Origin of the sequence: Thalassobellus sediminis (assembly GCF_044386045.1) — a bacterium.
GTDB classification, from domain to species: domain Bacteria; phylum Bacteroidota; class Bacteroidia; order Flavobacteriales; family Flavobacteriaceae; genus Thalassobellus; species Thalassobellus sediminis.
On sequence record NZ_JBISCD010000040.1, the window covers coordinates 2,072,281 to 2,087,887 of the forward strand.

15 protein-coding genes are annotated in these 15,607 nt (G+C 31.2%); 9 read left to right on the plus strand and 6 right to left on the minus strand.

All coding sequences use genetic code 11. The features are described 5' to 3' along the window. Nucleotides 1–3: 3 nt before the first annotated feature. The 6 genes from ACH5TW_RS15730 to ACH5TW_RS15755 form a co-directional block, all read right to left on the minus strand. Nucleotides 4–306: a DUF6787 family protein gene (locus tag ACH5TW_RS15730; protein WP_439337455.1), complete on the minus strand. Its 303-nt coding sequence runs from the start codon at nucleotides 304–306 to the stop codon at nucleotides 4–6. A 38-nt stretch (nucleotides 307–344) separates the two neighbouring features. Next, nucleotides 345–782: a DUF6146 family protein gene (locus ACH5TW_RS15735; RefSeq protein WP_439337456.1), complete on the minus strand. Its 438-nt coding sequence runs from the start codon at nucleotides 780–782 to the stop codon at nucleotides 345–347. Between the two features lie 233 nt (nucleotides 783–1,015). Continuing rightward, entirely contained in the window at nucleotides 1,016–1,651 is a 636-nt protein-coding gene (locus ACH5TW_RS15740) for a DUF937 domain-containing protein (RefSeq protein ID WP_439337457.1), read from the minus strand. Between the two features lie 119 nt (nucleotides 1,652–1,770). Further along, nucleotides 1,771–2,721: a D-2-hydroxyacid dehydrogenase gene (locus ACH5TW_RS15745; RefSeq protein ID WP_439337458.1), complete on the minus strand. Its 951-nt coding sequence runs from the start codon at nucleotides 2,719–2,721 to the stop codon at nucleotides 1,771–1,773. A 100-nt stretch (nucleotides 2,722–2,821) separates the two neighbouring features. After that, on the minus strand, nucleotides 2,822–3,886 hold the full coding sequence (serC, locus tag ACH5TW_RS15750) for a 3-phosphoserine/phosphohydroxythreonine transaminase (protein WP_439337459.1): 1,065 nt from the start codon (nucleotides 3,884–3,886) through the stop codon (nucleotides 2,822–2,824). Nucleotides 3,887–3,963: 77 nt separating this feature from the next. After that, nucleotides 3,964–5,022: an acyl-CoA reductase gene (locus ACH5TW_RS15755; protein WP_439337460.1), complete on the minus strand. Its 1,059-nt coding sequence runs from the start codon at nucleotides 5,020–5,022 to the stop codon at nucleotides 3,964–3,966. A gap of 67 nt (nucleotides 5,023–5,089) precedes the next feature. Here ACH5TW_RS15755 and ACH5TW_RS15760 point away from each other — a divergent pair, with 67 nt between their 5' ends. The 9 genes from ACH5TW_RS15760 to ACH5TW_RS15800 all read left to right on the plus strand — a co-directional run bounded on the left by ACH5TW_RS15760 (nucleotide 5,090) and on the right by ACH5TW_RS15800 (nucleotide 15,578). Then, nucleotides 5,090–5,443, plus strand: coding sequence for a 4Fe-4S dicluster domain-containing protein (locus ACH5TW_RS15760; protein ID WP_439337461.1), 354 nt, complete (start codon nucleotides 5,090–5,092; stop codon nucleotides 5,441–5,443). A 157-nt stretch (nucleotides 5,444–5,600) separates the two neighbouring features. After that, the gene (locus ACH5TW_RS15765) at nucleotides 5,601–6,599 is read left to right on the plus strand and encodes a Gfo/Idh/MocA family protein (RefSeq protein ID WP_439337462.1); all 999 of its coding nucleotides are present in this window, start codon (nucleotides 5,601–5,603) and stop codon (nucleotides 6,597–6,599) included. A 69-nt stretch (nucleotides 6,600–6,668) separates the two neighbouring features. Next, complete coding sequence (locus ACH5TW_RS15770) at nucleotides 6,669–7,169, plus strand: hypothetical protein (protein WP_439337463.1); 501 nt, start codon at nucleotides 6,669–6,671, stop codon at nucleotides 7,167–7,169. A 29-nt stretch (nucleotides 7,170–7,198) separates the two neighbouring features. After that, a complete protein-coding gene (locus ACH5TW_RS15775; protein ID WP_439337464.1) occupies nucleotides 7,199–7,804 on the plus strand; it encodes a thiamine diphosphokinase in 606 nt (201 codons plus the stop codon). Nucleotides 7,805–7,972: 168 nt separating this feature from the next. Then, complete coding sequence (gene ychF, locus ACH5TW_RS15780; protein WP_439337465.1) at nucleotides 7,973–9,067, plus strand: redox-regulated ATPase YchF; 1,095 nt, start codon at nucleotides 7,973–7,975, stop codon at nucleotides 9,065–9,067. A gap of 78 nt (nucleotides 9,068–9,145) precedes the next feature. Then, a complete protein-coding gene (locus tag ACH5TW_RS15785) occupies nucleotides 9,146–9,604 on the plus strand; it encodes an SRPBCC family protein (protein WP_439337466.1) in 459 nt (152 codons plus the stop codon). A 148-nt stretch (nucleotides 9,605–9,752) separates the two neighbouring features. Then, nucleotides 9,753–10,655: a DMT family transporter gene (locus ACH5TW_RS15790; RefSeq protein WP_439337467.1), complete on the plus strand. Its 903-nt coding sequence runs from the start codon at nucleotides 9,753–9,755 to the stop codon at nucleotides 10,653–10,655. Between the two features lie 122 nt (nucleotides 10,656–10,777). Next, nucleotides 10,778–12,628 (plus strand): DNA topoisomerase IV subunit B, encoded by a 1,851-nt coding sequence (locus tag ACH5TW_RS15795; RefSeq protein ID WP_439337468.1) that lies wholly within the window; start codon nucleotides 10,778–10,780, stop codon nucleotides 12,626–12,628. Nucleotides 12,629–12,941: 313 nt separating this feature from the next. Continuing rightward, entirely contained in the window at nucleotides 12,942–15,578 is a 2,637-nt protein-coding gene (locus tag ACH5TW_RS15800) for a DNA gyrase/topoisomerase IV subunit A (RefSeq protein ID WP_439337469.1), read from the plus strand. Nucleotides 15,579–15,607: the final 29 nt, after the last annotated feature.

A 15,607-nucleotide genomic window follows, 5' to 3' on the forward strand; every position in this document is an offset into this window, starting at 1 on the left:
TAATTAATCAACAAAACGTTTTAAGCCTATTCTACGAAGCATTTTCTTTTCAAAATTCCAGAAAAATTTATGTTGACCAAAAAGCCAACCAAAGCCAACTAGCATTATTTGATACATAATGAATAAAAGTACTATACGCAAAACCCAATACCCAAATGTTGTATATGTTTCAGGTGAAATGTTTAAGTATGCTAAAATAGGTTTTCCAATTAAAGAGGCTGTAGATCCAGTGATAGCAAATACTATTAAAATGACAATGATTTGCCAATTATGTTCAATACCCCAACGTTCCTTTAATTTTTCCACACAAATAAATTTATTATGCAAAAATAGTTAAAAGACTTCTAAATTCTAGGAATAAAAGGACCTAATCTTTGTTTGTAAGTTAATTGAAAATAGATAAAGTAATTATAGAGTTTGTAATTTACTTCGTAGCCGTAATCTATACCTTGTTGATAATCAATTTGCATTTCATATAGGTTAGGAGCAAATCGCATAGGTTGTGTCACTCTATTATTCCATTCTAATACATATAAATAATTTCTGTTTTCTAAAAATTGTTGCGAATAAAAGCCTTCAGGTCTAGCTCTACTATTCAGCCAAAAATTAAAACCTGGTTCTATAATAATAATTTGATATTCTAACTCATCATTAGTAATGCTTACAGTGTCGCTAAGCTTAATGTTTTCTAATGTTTCATTTTTATTTTGAGTTGTTTGTTTTGTTGTATTACAACTAAAAATAAAGAGACTAATTAATAATAAAGATGCTAGTGTTTTCATATCTAAATATTTTAATATTATAAAACAAAGCTATTAGTTACTTATGTATTGTGAAACAAGCAATGAGTGAATACTACCTTTTAATTAGTAAAGTGACTTTGAATATGTATTAATATAGAAATTAATATAAATCTACGAAAATCATTCTTTAAATAATTGTATTTTATTGTTTTAAAACAAAAAGCCAAACAGTTACGTTTGGCTTTTCTATATATATTTAAAAACAGGAATTATTATTTACCAAAAAGACCACCTAGTAAACCTCCAAGCCCTCCTTTGCTTTTGTTACCTCCTAAAAGCATTCCAGCAACATCATCAACAACGCTACCATCACCATCTGCATCAAGAATAGATTCTAAGAAGCTTTGTTCTTGTTGAGCAGAGTTCCCGCCTAATAAACCACCTAATAAATCGCCAATACCATTAGAAGAACTTACATTTTGTTGTTGTTTTTGTTTTCCTAAAACACCCATTAAAATTGGAGCTGCAACTTTTAATATGTTAGCTACCGAGCTAGCATCTAAACCAGATTTTTCTCCAATTACTTTTTGAACGCCTTGTTGTTTAGCTCCTAGTACGTGTCCTAATATTTTTTCTCCATCAGTTTTTACATCATCATCAACGCCGCCACTAAATAACCCACCAAGATTATCTAAAATGCTTCCATCGTGTTTTCCGTTTAAAGCTCCTAATAATCCTTCGGCACCTTGAGGTGTTGAGGCATTACGTTGCATAGCTTTCATTAATACGGGTAAAGCCATCGTTAAAACGCTACTTGTTTTGTTTGTATCGTTTCCTGTTGAACCAGCTACTCCATCAATAATTGTTTTTCCTAAGTCGCTGCCTAATAAGTCTAAAATTCCTGACATAATTGTTTTGTTTTTATTTTAAAAAGATTTGTAAATAATGAGATTTCAATGTACAAAAAAAGTCCCAACTATTAGTTAGGACTCAATTAAATTGATTAGGTCACAATTTTATATCTTATTTACTTTAAGATGCTTATAATTTGTTCTGCTAATTCTGTACCAATTCTGTCTTGTGCTTCGTTAGTTGCAGCACCAGTATGTGGTGTTAATGATAATGCCGAATTCATTAATAATTGCATTTCTGGCTTAGGTTCTTTTTCAAAAACATCTAAAGCAGCTCTTGCAACTTTACCACTTTCTATAGCTTTTACTAATGCTACTTCGTTAAGTACACCACCACGTGCTGCATTAGCAATAATAACACCATCTTTCATCATATTAAATTCTGCTTCATCAATAACATACTCTTTTTGAGCAGGAACGTGTAGTGTAATAAAATCGGCTTGTTTTAAAACATCTTCTTTAGAAATGGTTTCAATATCAAAGTTTACAGTCTGACCATCAAAAAAGTCTAACTCTAAATTTGCTTTTTCTAAAAACGGATCGAAAGCAATTACTTTCATTCCAGCACCTAAAGCAACTTTAGCAGTAGCTTGTCCAATACGACCAAAACCTAAAACACCTAAAGTTTTCCCTTTAAGCTCAGTTCCTTTTGCATACGCTTTCTTTAAGCCTTTAAAGTTACTATCTCCTTCAAGAGGCATATCTCTATTCGAGTTATGTAAAAAACGAGCTAAACCAAATAAATGTCCAAATACTAATTCGGCAACTGAGTGCGAAGAAGCAGCAGGCGTATTAATTACAGAAAGTCCTTTTTCTCTTGCGTATTCTACATCGATATTATCCATACCAACACCACCACGACCAATAATTTTAATGCTTGGACAAGCATCAATAAGGTCTTGACGTACTGTTGTAGCACTACGTACAAGTAAAACAGTAATGTTGTTTTCGTTTATGTAGTTTATTAATTGTTCTTGAGCTACTGTAGTTGTGATAACTTCGAAACCACCTTTTTCTAAGGCATCGATACCACTTTGTGAAATACCATCGTTTGCTAATACTTTCATTTTATGACTTTTTTATTTCCGCGTAAGCGAAAACTTTAATAATTTATTTTATTTGTTTGAGTAAGCAATTGCAAATAGCGACTGATTACTGCAAAACCTTTTAAGCTTTACTTTCTAATTCGCTCATTACTTCTACAAGCGCTTTTACGCTATCAAGAGGTAATGCATTGTACATAGATGCTCTATAACCACCTACGCTTCTGTGTCCGTTAACACCACTTATACCAGCTTCTTTAAGCATGGTTTCAAATGTTTCTTTTAGATTTTCATTCACTAAATTGAAGGTTGCATTCATGTTTGAACGATCTTCTTTAGCAGCAAACCCTTTGAATAATGGATTTAAGTCTATTTCAGAATACATTACAGTTGCTTTCTTTTCATTTTCTTTTTCAATAGCAGCAATACCACCAAGACCTTTTAACCACTCAAGAGTTAACATAGATGTGTAAACAGCAAATACAGGAGGTGTATTAAACATGCTTCCTGCACCAATATGTTTTTTGTAATCCATGATAGATGGAATGTTTCTAGATACTTTACCTAAAATGTCTTCTTTAATTACAACTAACGTTGTACCTGCTGGGCCCATATTTTTTTGAGCACCTGCATAAATTAAATCGAATTGTGTAAAATCTAACTGACGTGAAAAAATATCACTACTCATATCACAAACCGTTGGAATATCACATTTTGGAAACGATTTCATTTGCGTTCCAAAAATAGTATTGTTTGTTGTGAAGTGAAAATAATCATAATCTGAAGGAATATCATATCCTTTAGGAATATAGTTAAAGTTAGCATCTTTAGAAGAAGCAACTTCGTAAATATCGTCTAAAATTTTAGCTTCGTTTATTGCTTTCTGACTCCATGCACCTGTGTTTAAGTAACCTGCTCTTTTTTCTAAAAGATTCATAGCAACCATTAAAAACTGAGTGCTCGCACCTCCTTGTAAAAATAAAGCTTTGTATCCTTTTCCTTCTAAACCAAGTAGCTCTAAAACTAAAGCTCTTGCTTTTTCCATAATATCAACAAAATCTTTGCTTCTGTGTGATATTTCAATTAAAGATAACCCCGAATCATTATAATCAATTATAGATTGAGAAGCTTTTAATAAAACTTCTGGATGTAAAATACTTGGTCCTGCACTAAAGTTATGTTTTTTCATTTTATGTAGTAAAATTTAAAGATGCAAAGTTGCTAATTAATTGGGTATTTTATGCTATAAAATCAATAATTTTTTTGTCAAATTGCTAACAAAAATTCAATAGAATCTACACTATCCGCATAATCCCAAAGTTGAGGTTTTTGCGTTGCGCCAAATGTAATTTCATTTTTAGTAAAATCTTTAGAAACTATACACTGAATTTTATTTTCATCTAGCTTTAGTTTTTTCTTTAAATGCTCTACATCTTCGTAAAATTCATAAAATAAAGTAGCTATCGGCGAAGCGTAACTTTTATCTTCTTTAATCATAAAAAAACCATTTTCAAGCATATCGAATTCGCTCATTAAATACACGGCTTTATTATAATCGTAGTTATTAGCATATTTAGCTTTTTCGACAATAGGGTGCCAATGGTAGATTGCTTCAAAAAAAGCATCGAATTTATAGCCTTTAGGCACATATAATTTAGATACATTCCTGCAACCTAAACCATAGTATCTAAAAATATCTTCCGAAAGGTTTTTTAAATCTTCAGTCGTTTCGTTACCTGTTAAAACAGCTACAGAATTCCTATTATTTCTAATTATAGATGGTTTTCCTTTAAAATAGTACTCAAAATAACGTGCAGTATTATCGCTACCCGTAGCAATAACAGCATCAAAGTTTTCAATTTTAGCTTCAGTAAAGGTTATTCGTCCTTTAAATTTAGGAGCAACATATTCTAAATATTTAGCTAAATAGGGTAGTAGGTGTTTATCGTTTGACGATTGTTTAACTAATACTTTATGACCAGAGATTAAAACAGATAAAAAATCATGAAACCCAACCAAAGGAATGTTTCCTGCCATTATAATGGCAACTTGTTTAGGTTCAGTCGTATTAATGTTATATGGTGCTAGCCATTTATTTAAATTGGCTTGTGTTAAAAGCTCTGTCCAGCCTTTAATAGAAAACAGAATGTTTTCTTTAGTGAACCAACCATTGTATTCTTGAGCTAGTTTTAATTGATGTTTAAAACCGTCGAAGAATAAGTCGTTATGTTCAATATTATCTGCTTTTTGAATAACTTCATTAGAAAATTGCTTTAAAAATTCTCCTAATTTTACAAAAGCATCAATTCTTTCTTGTAATTGCATTCTTAATTTGGTTATGAATGGTTTTGGCGTTATTTTTGCCACTGCAAAGTTAGAAAAAGAAAACGCTATGGCAATTATAATAACAGACGAATGTATAAATTGTGGTGCTTGTGAACCTGAGTGCCCAAATACAGCAATATATGAAGGTGCCGATGATTGGCGCTATAAAGACGGAACAAGCTTAACAGGTAAAGTGGTTTTAACTAATGGTACAGAGGTTGATGCAGAAGAACCTCAAGAACCAGTAAGTGATGAACTTTACTATATTGTACCAGATAAATGTACAGAATGTAAAGGGTTTCATGATGAACCTCAATGTGCAGCAGTTTGCCCTGTTGATTGTTGTGTGCCTGATGAAGATGTTGTAGAAACAGAAGAAGAGCTTTTAGCAAAGCAACGTTTTATGCATCCAGAAGACTAACAATTGGTAATTTACAATTGAAAATTTATAATTAATCCTGAGCTTTAAGCTTGGGATTTTTTTTGATTAAAAATGAAATTGATTGAAGCGAATACTTTTATTGGATGCGAAAAATAAATTAACTTAGCTCGCTAAGACTATTTAATTTAGAGAAATTATGATAAAAAATGATACTATTAAATTTGTAATTATAGGAAGCGGGAATATTGCAAGCACATATCTTTCTGCAATAAATAATATTACAAATGCCGAAGTTGTTGGTATTGTATCTAGCAAAACTAATAAGCCAGAAGGATTAAATCATCTTCCTTTTTTTAAAGCAATTTCTGAAATTACTACAAATTTTGATGCTGTTATTATTTGTACGCCTAACGGATTACATCATGTTAATGCAATTGAAGCCGCAACTTTAGGAAAGCATGTGTTATGCGAAAAACCAATAGATATTACTTTAGAGTCTATTGATAACATGATTGATTCATGTAAAGAAAATAGTGTTAAGCTAGCAGTGGCTTATCAAAGGCGTTATAGTTCAGATAATCCAATTGTAAAAAAGTTGATTGATGAAAATAAATTAGGAAAGATATTTTCGGTCGATTTGTCAATTAAAAATTATCGCGATGACAATTATTATAATTCCTCAGCTTATAGAGGAACGTATAATATTGATGGAGGCGGACCTTTTATTCAACAAGCATCACACTATATAGATTTGTATTATTGGTATTTTGGTAAACCCGTTAAGTTGGTAAGTAAGTTAGGAACTTTTGTGCATGATATTGAAGTTGAAGATCATGGTGCCGCTATTTGTGTTCATAATTCTGGTATGATTGCCACTATTACGGCATCAACAGCAACCAAACCAGGGTTTCCTGCTAAAATGGAAATTTACACAAGTAAAGGGTATCTAATTTTAGAGAATGATGTTATTACCCATTGGGATATTGAAGATTTAGAAAACCCAACATCGGTAAAATCAACAGAAAATACGCATACTGGTGCTGCAACTGCATCTGTGAGTGATACTACTAACCACGAAACGGTTTTAAATAATTTTGTTGATGCTATAAATACAAATAGCGAACTGTTAGTTTCAGGCGAATCTGCAAGAAATGCCACAGAAATTATTTTAGATATTTATAAAAATCAATTCTAATAGAAACTTTTTTATAAAGCCATTAAACTTTCTTGTAAAAACTAAGTCTTACACGAAAAATAAATAATAATGACAAATAAGTACATGCGAATTATTCATCGCTATCTAGGGTTTTTTCTAATAGGAATCATGACTGTTTATGCCTTAAGCGGTATTGTATTAGTTTTTAGAGATACCGAATTTTTAAAAAGTGAAGTTCAAGTAGAAAAAAAATTAAAGCCTAATATTAAGTCGGTAGATTTAGGAAGGCAATTACGTAAAAGGAATTTTAAAGTTTTGAAAGAAGAGAATAATCTTGTTTTTTTTGAGAACGGGCAATATGATAAGAAAACAGGTGTTGCTAAATATAAAAACAAGGAATTACCCTATGTTTTAAATCAAATGACAAAACTTCATAAAGCGAGTTCGAAACAGCCTTTATATTGGTTGAATATATTTTCCGGAGTGTCTTTATTTTTCTTTGCTATTTCATCTTTTTGGATGTTTTTACCAAAAACCAAGATTTATAAAAAAGGATTGTATTTTACTTTTTTCGGAATGGTTCTAACCTTTATTTTACTTTTTGTATAGATTAAAATGCTATTTGTATTTTTGTCTCAATGAATGAAAAGAAAGTATTTCTTCTTATAAATGGGGAGCCGCCAAATAAGATTCCAGATTTAACAAAGTATCATCTTGTTTGTGCAACTGATGGTGCGTATCGGTTTTTAGAAAAAAATAATATTACTCCTAATTTTATTAGTGGCGATTTTGATTCGGTTGAACGTCTTCCTGAACATATTGAAGTCATTCATACACCTAATCAAGATTATACAGATTTTGATAAAGTGTTGCAGATATTATTCGAAAGAGGGTATAAATCTATTCATGTTTTTGGTGCCAGTGGGCAAGAACAAGATCATTTTTTAGGAAACTTACACACAGCCATTCAATGGAAAGAGAAACTCAATCTTACTTTTTTTGATAATTTTGGTTCTTATTTTTTAGCTGATACTCGTTTAGAATTATCTAATTGTAAAGGAAAAACAATATCGTTAGTGCCTTTTCCAACAGCAACGAACATTATAACAAAAGGCTTGGAGTATCCTTTAAATAAGGAAACGCTTTCTTTTGGAAACAGAATAGGAACAAGAAATGTAGCAATTGATGATGATATTGCTATTACTTTTGAAACAGGTAGTTTATTTGTTTTTATCAATCAATAATAGATATATTTTTAGGTTATAAACTTATCGAATCTATATACTTTAAATAATTACGGAAATAACTACATTTGCACTCGCAAAACAGATTCCGCGAAAGCGATAATCTTTTTAGTAAAATTTAGCTATTAAAATATTTCCGTTTTCACGGAAATAAAAAATATAATTTCAATGAAAGCAGGCATCGTAGGATTACCAAACGTAGGGAAATCAACTTTATTTAATTGTTTATCTAACGCAAAAGCACAAAGCGCAAACTTCCCGTTTTGTACAATCGAACCTAATGTTGGTGTGGTAAACGTTCCAGATCCTCGTTTAGAAAAGCTTGAAGAATTAGTAAACCCAGAACGCGTGCAACCTGCAACTGTAGAAATAGTTGATATTGCTGGCTTAGTTAAAGGAGCAAGTAAAGGTGAAGGTTTAGGAAATCAGTTTTTAGCAAATATTAGAGAGACTGATGCTATTTTACATGTATTACGTTGTTTTGATAACGATAATATTGTGCATGTTGATGGTAATGTAAATCCTATTCGCGATAAGGAAACTATCGATATGGAATTGCAACTTAAAGATTTAGAAACCGTTGAAAAAAAACTAGATAAAGTAAAACGTGCTGCTAAAACAGGAAATAAAGAAGCTCAAAAAGAAGAAGCGGTTTTGTTAAAACTAAAAGAAGGTTTAGAAGCAGGAATTTCTGTTAGAGCTTTAGAATTTAGTGAAGAAGATGATATTGATTTTGTAAAACCATCTCAATTAATTACAGATAAGCCTGTGATGTATGTTTGTAATGTAGATGAAGGATCTGCAGTTTCAGGAAATGCTTATGTAGATTTAGTTAAAGAAACTGTAAAAGATGAAAATGCAGAGGTATTAGTTTTAGCTGTTGGAACAGAAGCTGATATTAATGAGTTAGACGATTATGAAGAACGTCAAATGTTTTTACAAGATATAGGATTAGAGGAAGCTGGGTCAGCTAAATTAATTAGATCTGCTTATAAACTTTTAAATCAGCAAACTTATTTTACAGCCGGCGTAAAAGAAGTACGTGCTTGGACTGTAGATATTGGAGCCACAGCACCACAAGCAGCGGGAGTTATTCATACAGATTTTGAAAAAGGTTTTATTCGTGCCGAAGTTATTGGTTATGATGACTTTGCAAGCTATGGTAGTGAGGCAAAAGTGAAAGAAGCCGGAAAAATGCGTGTAGAAGGTAAAAATTATATCGTTAAAGATGGAGATGTAATGCATTTTTTGTTTAATGTGTAATTATACTCAGAACTTATTGCTTATTAAGTAAGAAATATTATATATTTGTATTCCCCTCTCAATAGAAATATATTAAAAATGCCTACAATTGAAATAAAAACTGAAATACATTCAGACAAGAAAAAGTGTTTTGATTTAGCTAGAAACATTGATTTACATCAAGATTCACTAAAGTTTTCTGGAGAAAAAGCTATTGCTGGAAAGACTAAAGGTCTCATAGGTCAAGGAGAATGGGTTTGTTGGGAAGCAAAGCATCTTGGCTTTGTACAACATTTAACATCTAAAATTACAGAGTTTGATGAGCCAAATTATTTTGTAGATGAGATGGTTATGGGAGCCTTTAAATCATTTCGTCATGAGCATCATTTTGAAGAAACAAATGCTGGAACTGAAATGATAGATGTGTTCTATTTTGAATCACCGCTTGGAATTTTAGGTAAAATAGCAAATACTCTTTTTTTAAAGCGATATATGACAAATCTTTTAAAGACTAGAAATAAATTCTTAAAAGAAAAAGCAGAGTCTTCAGAATCATAAAAGCAGTTTATACTAAGTTTGTTGATAAACATTTATTCCAATAATACTTTTCAGTATTCAGGTATTCGTTTATAAAATTATAACCTGAACATCGTAATTCTTCATTTTTGTGAAAAATCATTCAGTAACACAAACCTAAATTCGTGCTATGCAAGCAAAAAGAGGTTTTTGGTACGGTATAGCAATAGGTGTTTTAGGAATTGTTCTTTTTTCCTCAAAAGCAGTTATGGTAAAATTGGCTTATAATTATAAGGTAGACGCCATTAGTATATTATTACTTCGTATGTTGTTTTCTTTTCCGTTTTATGTAGTTATAGCTTATGTTTATGGTAAAAAGCATAGCGATTTAAAAGCAAAGAAAACGGATTACGCTTGGATTCTATTTTTTGGTTTTGTTGGTTATTATTTAGCAAGTTATTTCGATTTTGTAGGACTTATTTATATTAAAGCCAGTTTAGAACGTATAATACTCTTTATATATCCAACAATTGTAATTCTTTTAAATAAGTTCTTTTTAAAACAACCCATAAATAAAGTTCAGGCAGGAGCTATCGGGTTAACTTATTTAGGAATTATTATAGCGTTTGGAGATGAGGTTGTTATCTCTGGTAAAGACAATTATTTAGGTGGTTTTTATATTTTATTAAGTGCAATAACGTATGCTTCATATTTAGTAGGTAGTGGTTGGTTGATTCCAAAATTTGGAGTCATGAAATTCACAGCTTATGCTATGCTTGTTTCATGTGTTTGTGTTTTTATTCATTATGGTATTATTAACGAAGTAGATCTGTTTAGCTTTACTTGGCAAGTATATCTATTAGGATTTTTAATTGCTGTTTTTGCAACCGTTATTCCTTCTTTTTTAGTGTCAACTTCTATAAAAATGATTAGTTCGTCAAATTTTGCAATTGTAGCCGGCATTGGTCCAATTTCAACTATTATTTTGGCTGCTATTTTTTTAAATGAAAAACTGACTTTACTACAGTTATTTGGTGCTTTAATAGTTATTATTGGTATATTATTCGTTTCTATTAAAAAAAGTAAAGTCTAAGTGTTAAGGTTCTCAACAATAACAATTCTATATTGTTAATTACTTTGTGCAAAGGTTATTTCTTTTTTTATAAGGTTGTATTATATTAGCAACCAATCACGAATTTTTACGCAACATCTACTATGGCTGAACAATCTAACTATACCGAAGATAATATACGTTCACTTGACTGGAAAGAGCATATTCGTATGCGACCAGGAATGTATATTGGTAAGCTAGGTGATGGTTCGTCTCCGGATGATGGAATTTACATTCTTTTAAAAGAAGTTTTAGATAACTCTATTGATGAGTACGTTATGGGAGCCGGAAAAACCATTGAAATTTCTATTCAAGGTACCAAAGTAACTGTTCGAGATTATGGTCGTGGTATTCCGCTAGGAAAAGTGGTAGATGTGGTTTCTAAAATGAATACAGGCGGAAAGTACGATTCTAAAGCTTTTAAAAAATCTGTTGGTTTAAATGGAGTAGGTACAAAAGCCGTAAATGCTTTATCTTCTTTCTTTAGAGTAGAATCTACGCGTGATAGTAAAAGCGCTTCCGCGGAATTTGAGCAAGGAAATTTAATCAATCAAGATTTATTAGAAGAAACCTCACGCCGTAAAGGAACGAAAGTGTCTTTTATTCCAGATGAATTAATCTTTAAAAACTATAAGTTTAGAAGTGAGTACATTGTTAAAATGCTTAAAAACTATGTGTACTTAAATCCTGGTTTAACAATTGTTTTTAATGGCGAAAAGTATTTTAGTGAAAACGGATTAAAAGATTTATTAAATGAGAAGATTGCAGAATCCGATTTATTATATCCTATAATTCATTTAAAAGGTGATGATATTGAAGTTGCCTTAACACACAGTAAAACACAATATAGCGAAGAATATAATAGTTTTGTAAATGGGCAAAATACAACGCAAGGTGGGACACATTTAAATGCTTTTAGAGAAGCCTTTGTAAGAACTATTCGTGAGTTTTATGGTAAAAACTATGACGCATCAGATATTAGAAAATCTGTTGTAAGTGCCATTGCTATTAAAGTTATGGAACCCGTTTTTGAAAGTCAAACTAAAACGAAGTTGGGTTCTACCGATATGGGAGGCGATTTACCTACTGTAAGAACTTATATTAGTGATTTTCTTAAAACCCATTTAGATAATTTTTTACATAAAAACACAGATACTGCCGAAAAATTACAACGTAAAATTTTGCAAGCTGAACGAGAGCGTAAAGAATTATCGGGTATCCGTAAGTTAGCTAAAGATCGCGCTAAGAAAGCAAGTCTTCATAATAAAAAATTAAGAGATTGTAGAGTTCATTTTGGAGATACTAAAAACGAAAGAAATCTAGAAACGACCCTGTTTATCACAGAGGGAGATTCAGCTTCTGGTAGTATTACAAAATCACGAGATGTAAATACACAAGCGGTTTTTAGTTTAAAAGGGAAACCTTTAAACTGTTATGGCTTAAGCAAGAAAATTGTTTATGAAAATGAAGAGTTTAATTTGTTGCAAGCTGCTTTAAACATAGAAGAAACTTTAGAAGATTTAAGATATAACAATGTTGTAATTGCTACCGATGCCGATGTAGATGGAATGCATATTCGTTTGTTATTAATAACTTTTTTCCTTCAGTTTTTTCCTGAAGTTATAAAAAATGGGCATTTATATATATTACAAACACCTTTATTTAGAGTGCGTAATAAAAAAGAAACCATTTATTGTTACACTGAAGATGAACGTAGAAATGCCATTGAAAAATTAAAACCAAAACCAGAAATAACTCGATTTAAAGGACTTGGTGAAATTTCGCCAGATGAGTTTAAACATTTTATAGGAGACGATATTAGGTTAGACCCTATTATGTTAGATGATAACATGTCTATTGAAGATTTATTAGCATTTTATATGGGTAAAAACACACCTACAAGACAAGAATTTATCATTGATAATTTGAAGGTAGAATTAGATATTATTGAATAAAAGGTGTTTTTGAAAACGAAATACGTATTTTAAATCGATAAAATTGAGAATTATATAAAATAATAAGTTAAAAATTACCAACATATACTAGTTTAGTTTTAAATTTGCAGTACAAGAAAAGTAAATTTATTAATGGCCTTATAAAAAGGTATATAAAACTAAAAGATATGTTGTACACAAAAGAAAAAAATAAAAAAACTAAAAGAGATTATTCTTACTTGCATGCTGCTTTAACAAGTGAAAAATTAAATAAAAGTAAAAAGAAAGGAAGAGTAACTCTTAGCGGGAAACCCAAAATAAATTGACCTAATTAATGATTGAAGACAGCGACGACTTAATTAACGAACAAGACGAACCTCAAGAAACCATAACCCGTATAACGGGCATGTATAAAGATTGGTTTTTAGATTATGCATCCTACGTTATTTTAGAACGTGCTGTACCAGCCATTGAAGACGGCTTTAAACCAGTACAGCGTCGTATCATGCACTCTATGAAAGATTTGGATGATGGACGCTACAATAAAGTTGCCAATATTGTTGGGCATACCATGCAATACCATCCGCACGGAGATGCAAGTATTGCAGATGCCATGGTGCAAATTGGTCAAAAAGATTTATTAATAGATACTCAAGGAAACTGGGGAAATATTTTAACAGGCGATCGTGCTGCAGCGTCTCGTTATATTGAAGCGCGAATTTCTAAATTTGGATTAGATGTAGTTTTTAATCCAAAAATTACCGAATGGCAAGCCAGTTATGATGGTAGAAGAAAAGAACCTGTAAACTTACCTGTTATGTTTCCTTTGCTTTTAGCACAAGGAGGTGAGGGGATTGCAGTTGGATTATCTACAAAAATACTACCACACAATTTTATAGAACTTATAGATGCTTCTATTAAGCATTTACAAGGAAAAAGATTTATTATTTTACCCGATTTTCCTACTGCAGGAATAGCCGATTTTTCTAATTATAATGATGGATTACGAGGAGGAAAAGTACGAGTTCGTGCTAAAATTTCACAATTAGATAAAAACACGTTAGTTATAACCGAAATTCCTTTTGGTACAACCACATCGTCTTTAATAGATTCTATTTTAAAGGCAAATGATAAAGGGAAAATCAAAGTTAAAAAGATAGAAGACAATACTGCTGCCGAAGTTGAAATATTAGTTCACTTACCATCAGGCTTATCACCAGACAAAACTATTGATGCCTTATTTGCATTTACTAGTTGTGAGTCTTCAATTTCTCCATTAGGTTGTGTTATTGAAGATAATAAACCGCTGTTTGTTGGCGTTACAGAAATGTTACGTCGTAGTACCGATAATACGGTTCAGCTTTTAAAACAAGAATTAGAAATAAAATTAGGTGAATTTGAAGAGCAATGGCATTTTGCGTCTTTAGAGCGTATTTTTATTGAAAATAGAATTTACCGAGATATTGAAGAAGAAGAAACATGGGAAGGTGTTATTAGCGCCATTGATAAAGGACTTAAACCACATATAAAGCATTTAAAACGAGCCGTAACAGAAGAAGATATTGTACGTTTAACAGAAATTCGTATTAAGCGTATTTCAAAATTTGATATTGATAAAGCGCAACAAAAAATTGATGCTTTAGAAGAGCAAATAGCCGAAATTAAACATCATTTAGCAAATTTAATAGATTATGCTATTGCATATTTTACAAGGCTTAAAAAAGAATACGGAGAAGGAAGAGAACGTAAAACAGAGATAAGAACCTTTGATGATGTTGATGCAACCAAAGTTGTTATAAGAAACACGAAACTTTATGTAAATAGAGAAGAAGGTTTTATTGGAACGTCTTTACGTCGTGATGAATATGTGGGTGATTGTAGTGATATTGATGATATTATAGTGTTTACTGGCCAAGGAAAAATGATGGTTACTAAAGTAGATTCTAAAACCTTTATAGGTAAAGATATTATTCATGTTGCGGTATTTAAAAAGAAAGATAAGCGTACTATTTATAATATGATTTATCGTGATGGAAGCAAAGGACCATCTTATATAAAACGCTTTGCTGTAACCTCTATTACTCGTGATAGAGAATATGATTTAACGAACGGCAGTAAAAATTCTAAGGCATTATATTTTTCAGCAAATCCAAATGGAGAAGCAGAAGTTGTTACTGTTTTGTTACGACAAGCTGGTAGTATTAAAAAACTAAAATGGGATATTGACTTTGCCGACATTTTAATAAAAGGTAGAGTTTCAAAAGGAAATTTGGTTACTAAATATCCTATTAAGCGTATAGAGCTTAAAGAAAAAGGCGTTTCTACTTTAAAACCACGTAAAATTTGGTTTGATGATGCCGTACAAAGACTAAATGTTGATGGTAGAGGAGAACTCATTGGTGAGTTTAGAGGTGAAGATAAATTACTTATTATCAATCAGTCAGGAGCATTAAAAACAGTAACACCTGAGGTTACTATGCATTTTGATGATGATATGATTGTTATGGAAAAATGGGTGCCTAAAAAACCTATATCTGCGGTTTATTTCAATGGTGAAAAAGAGATCTATTATGTGAAACGCTTTTTAATTGAAAACGAGGGTAGAGAAGAATCTTTTATATCCGATCATCCTAACTCGCAACTAGAAATAGTATCAACCGATTGGAAACCTATGGCAGAAATTGTTTTTGCTAAAGAACGTGGTAAAGACAGAAAAGAAAATTTAGAGATTAATTTAGAGGAGTTCATTTCTATAAAAGGTATTAATGCTTTAGGAAATCAATTAACAAAGGATAAAGTAAATCAAATAAATTTATTAGATCCTATTCCTTTTGAAGCTCCTGAAGAAGTACATGCTGATGATTTAGAAGTAGTAGATGAAACAGAGGTTTCAACAGGAAACTCAAAATCAGATGCAAAGTCTAACGACGATAGTGATGATGAAGGTGAAGTACAAATCACTTTGTTTTAAACTAAATTCTTAAATAAAAGTTGTATTTT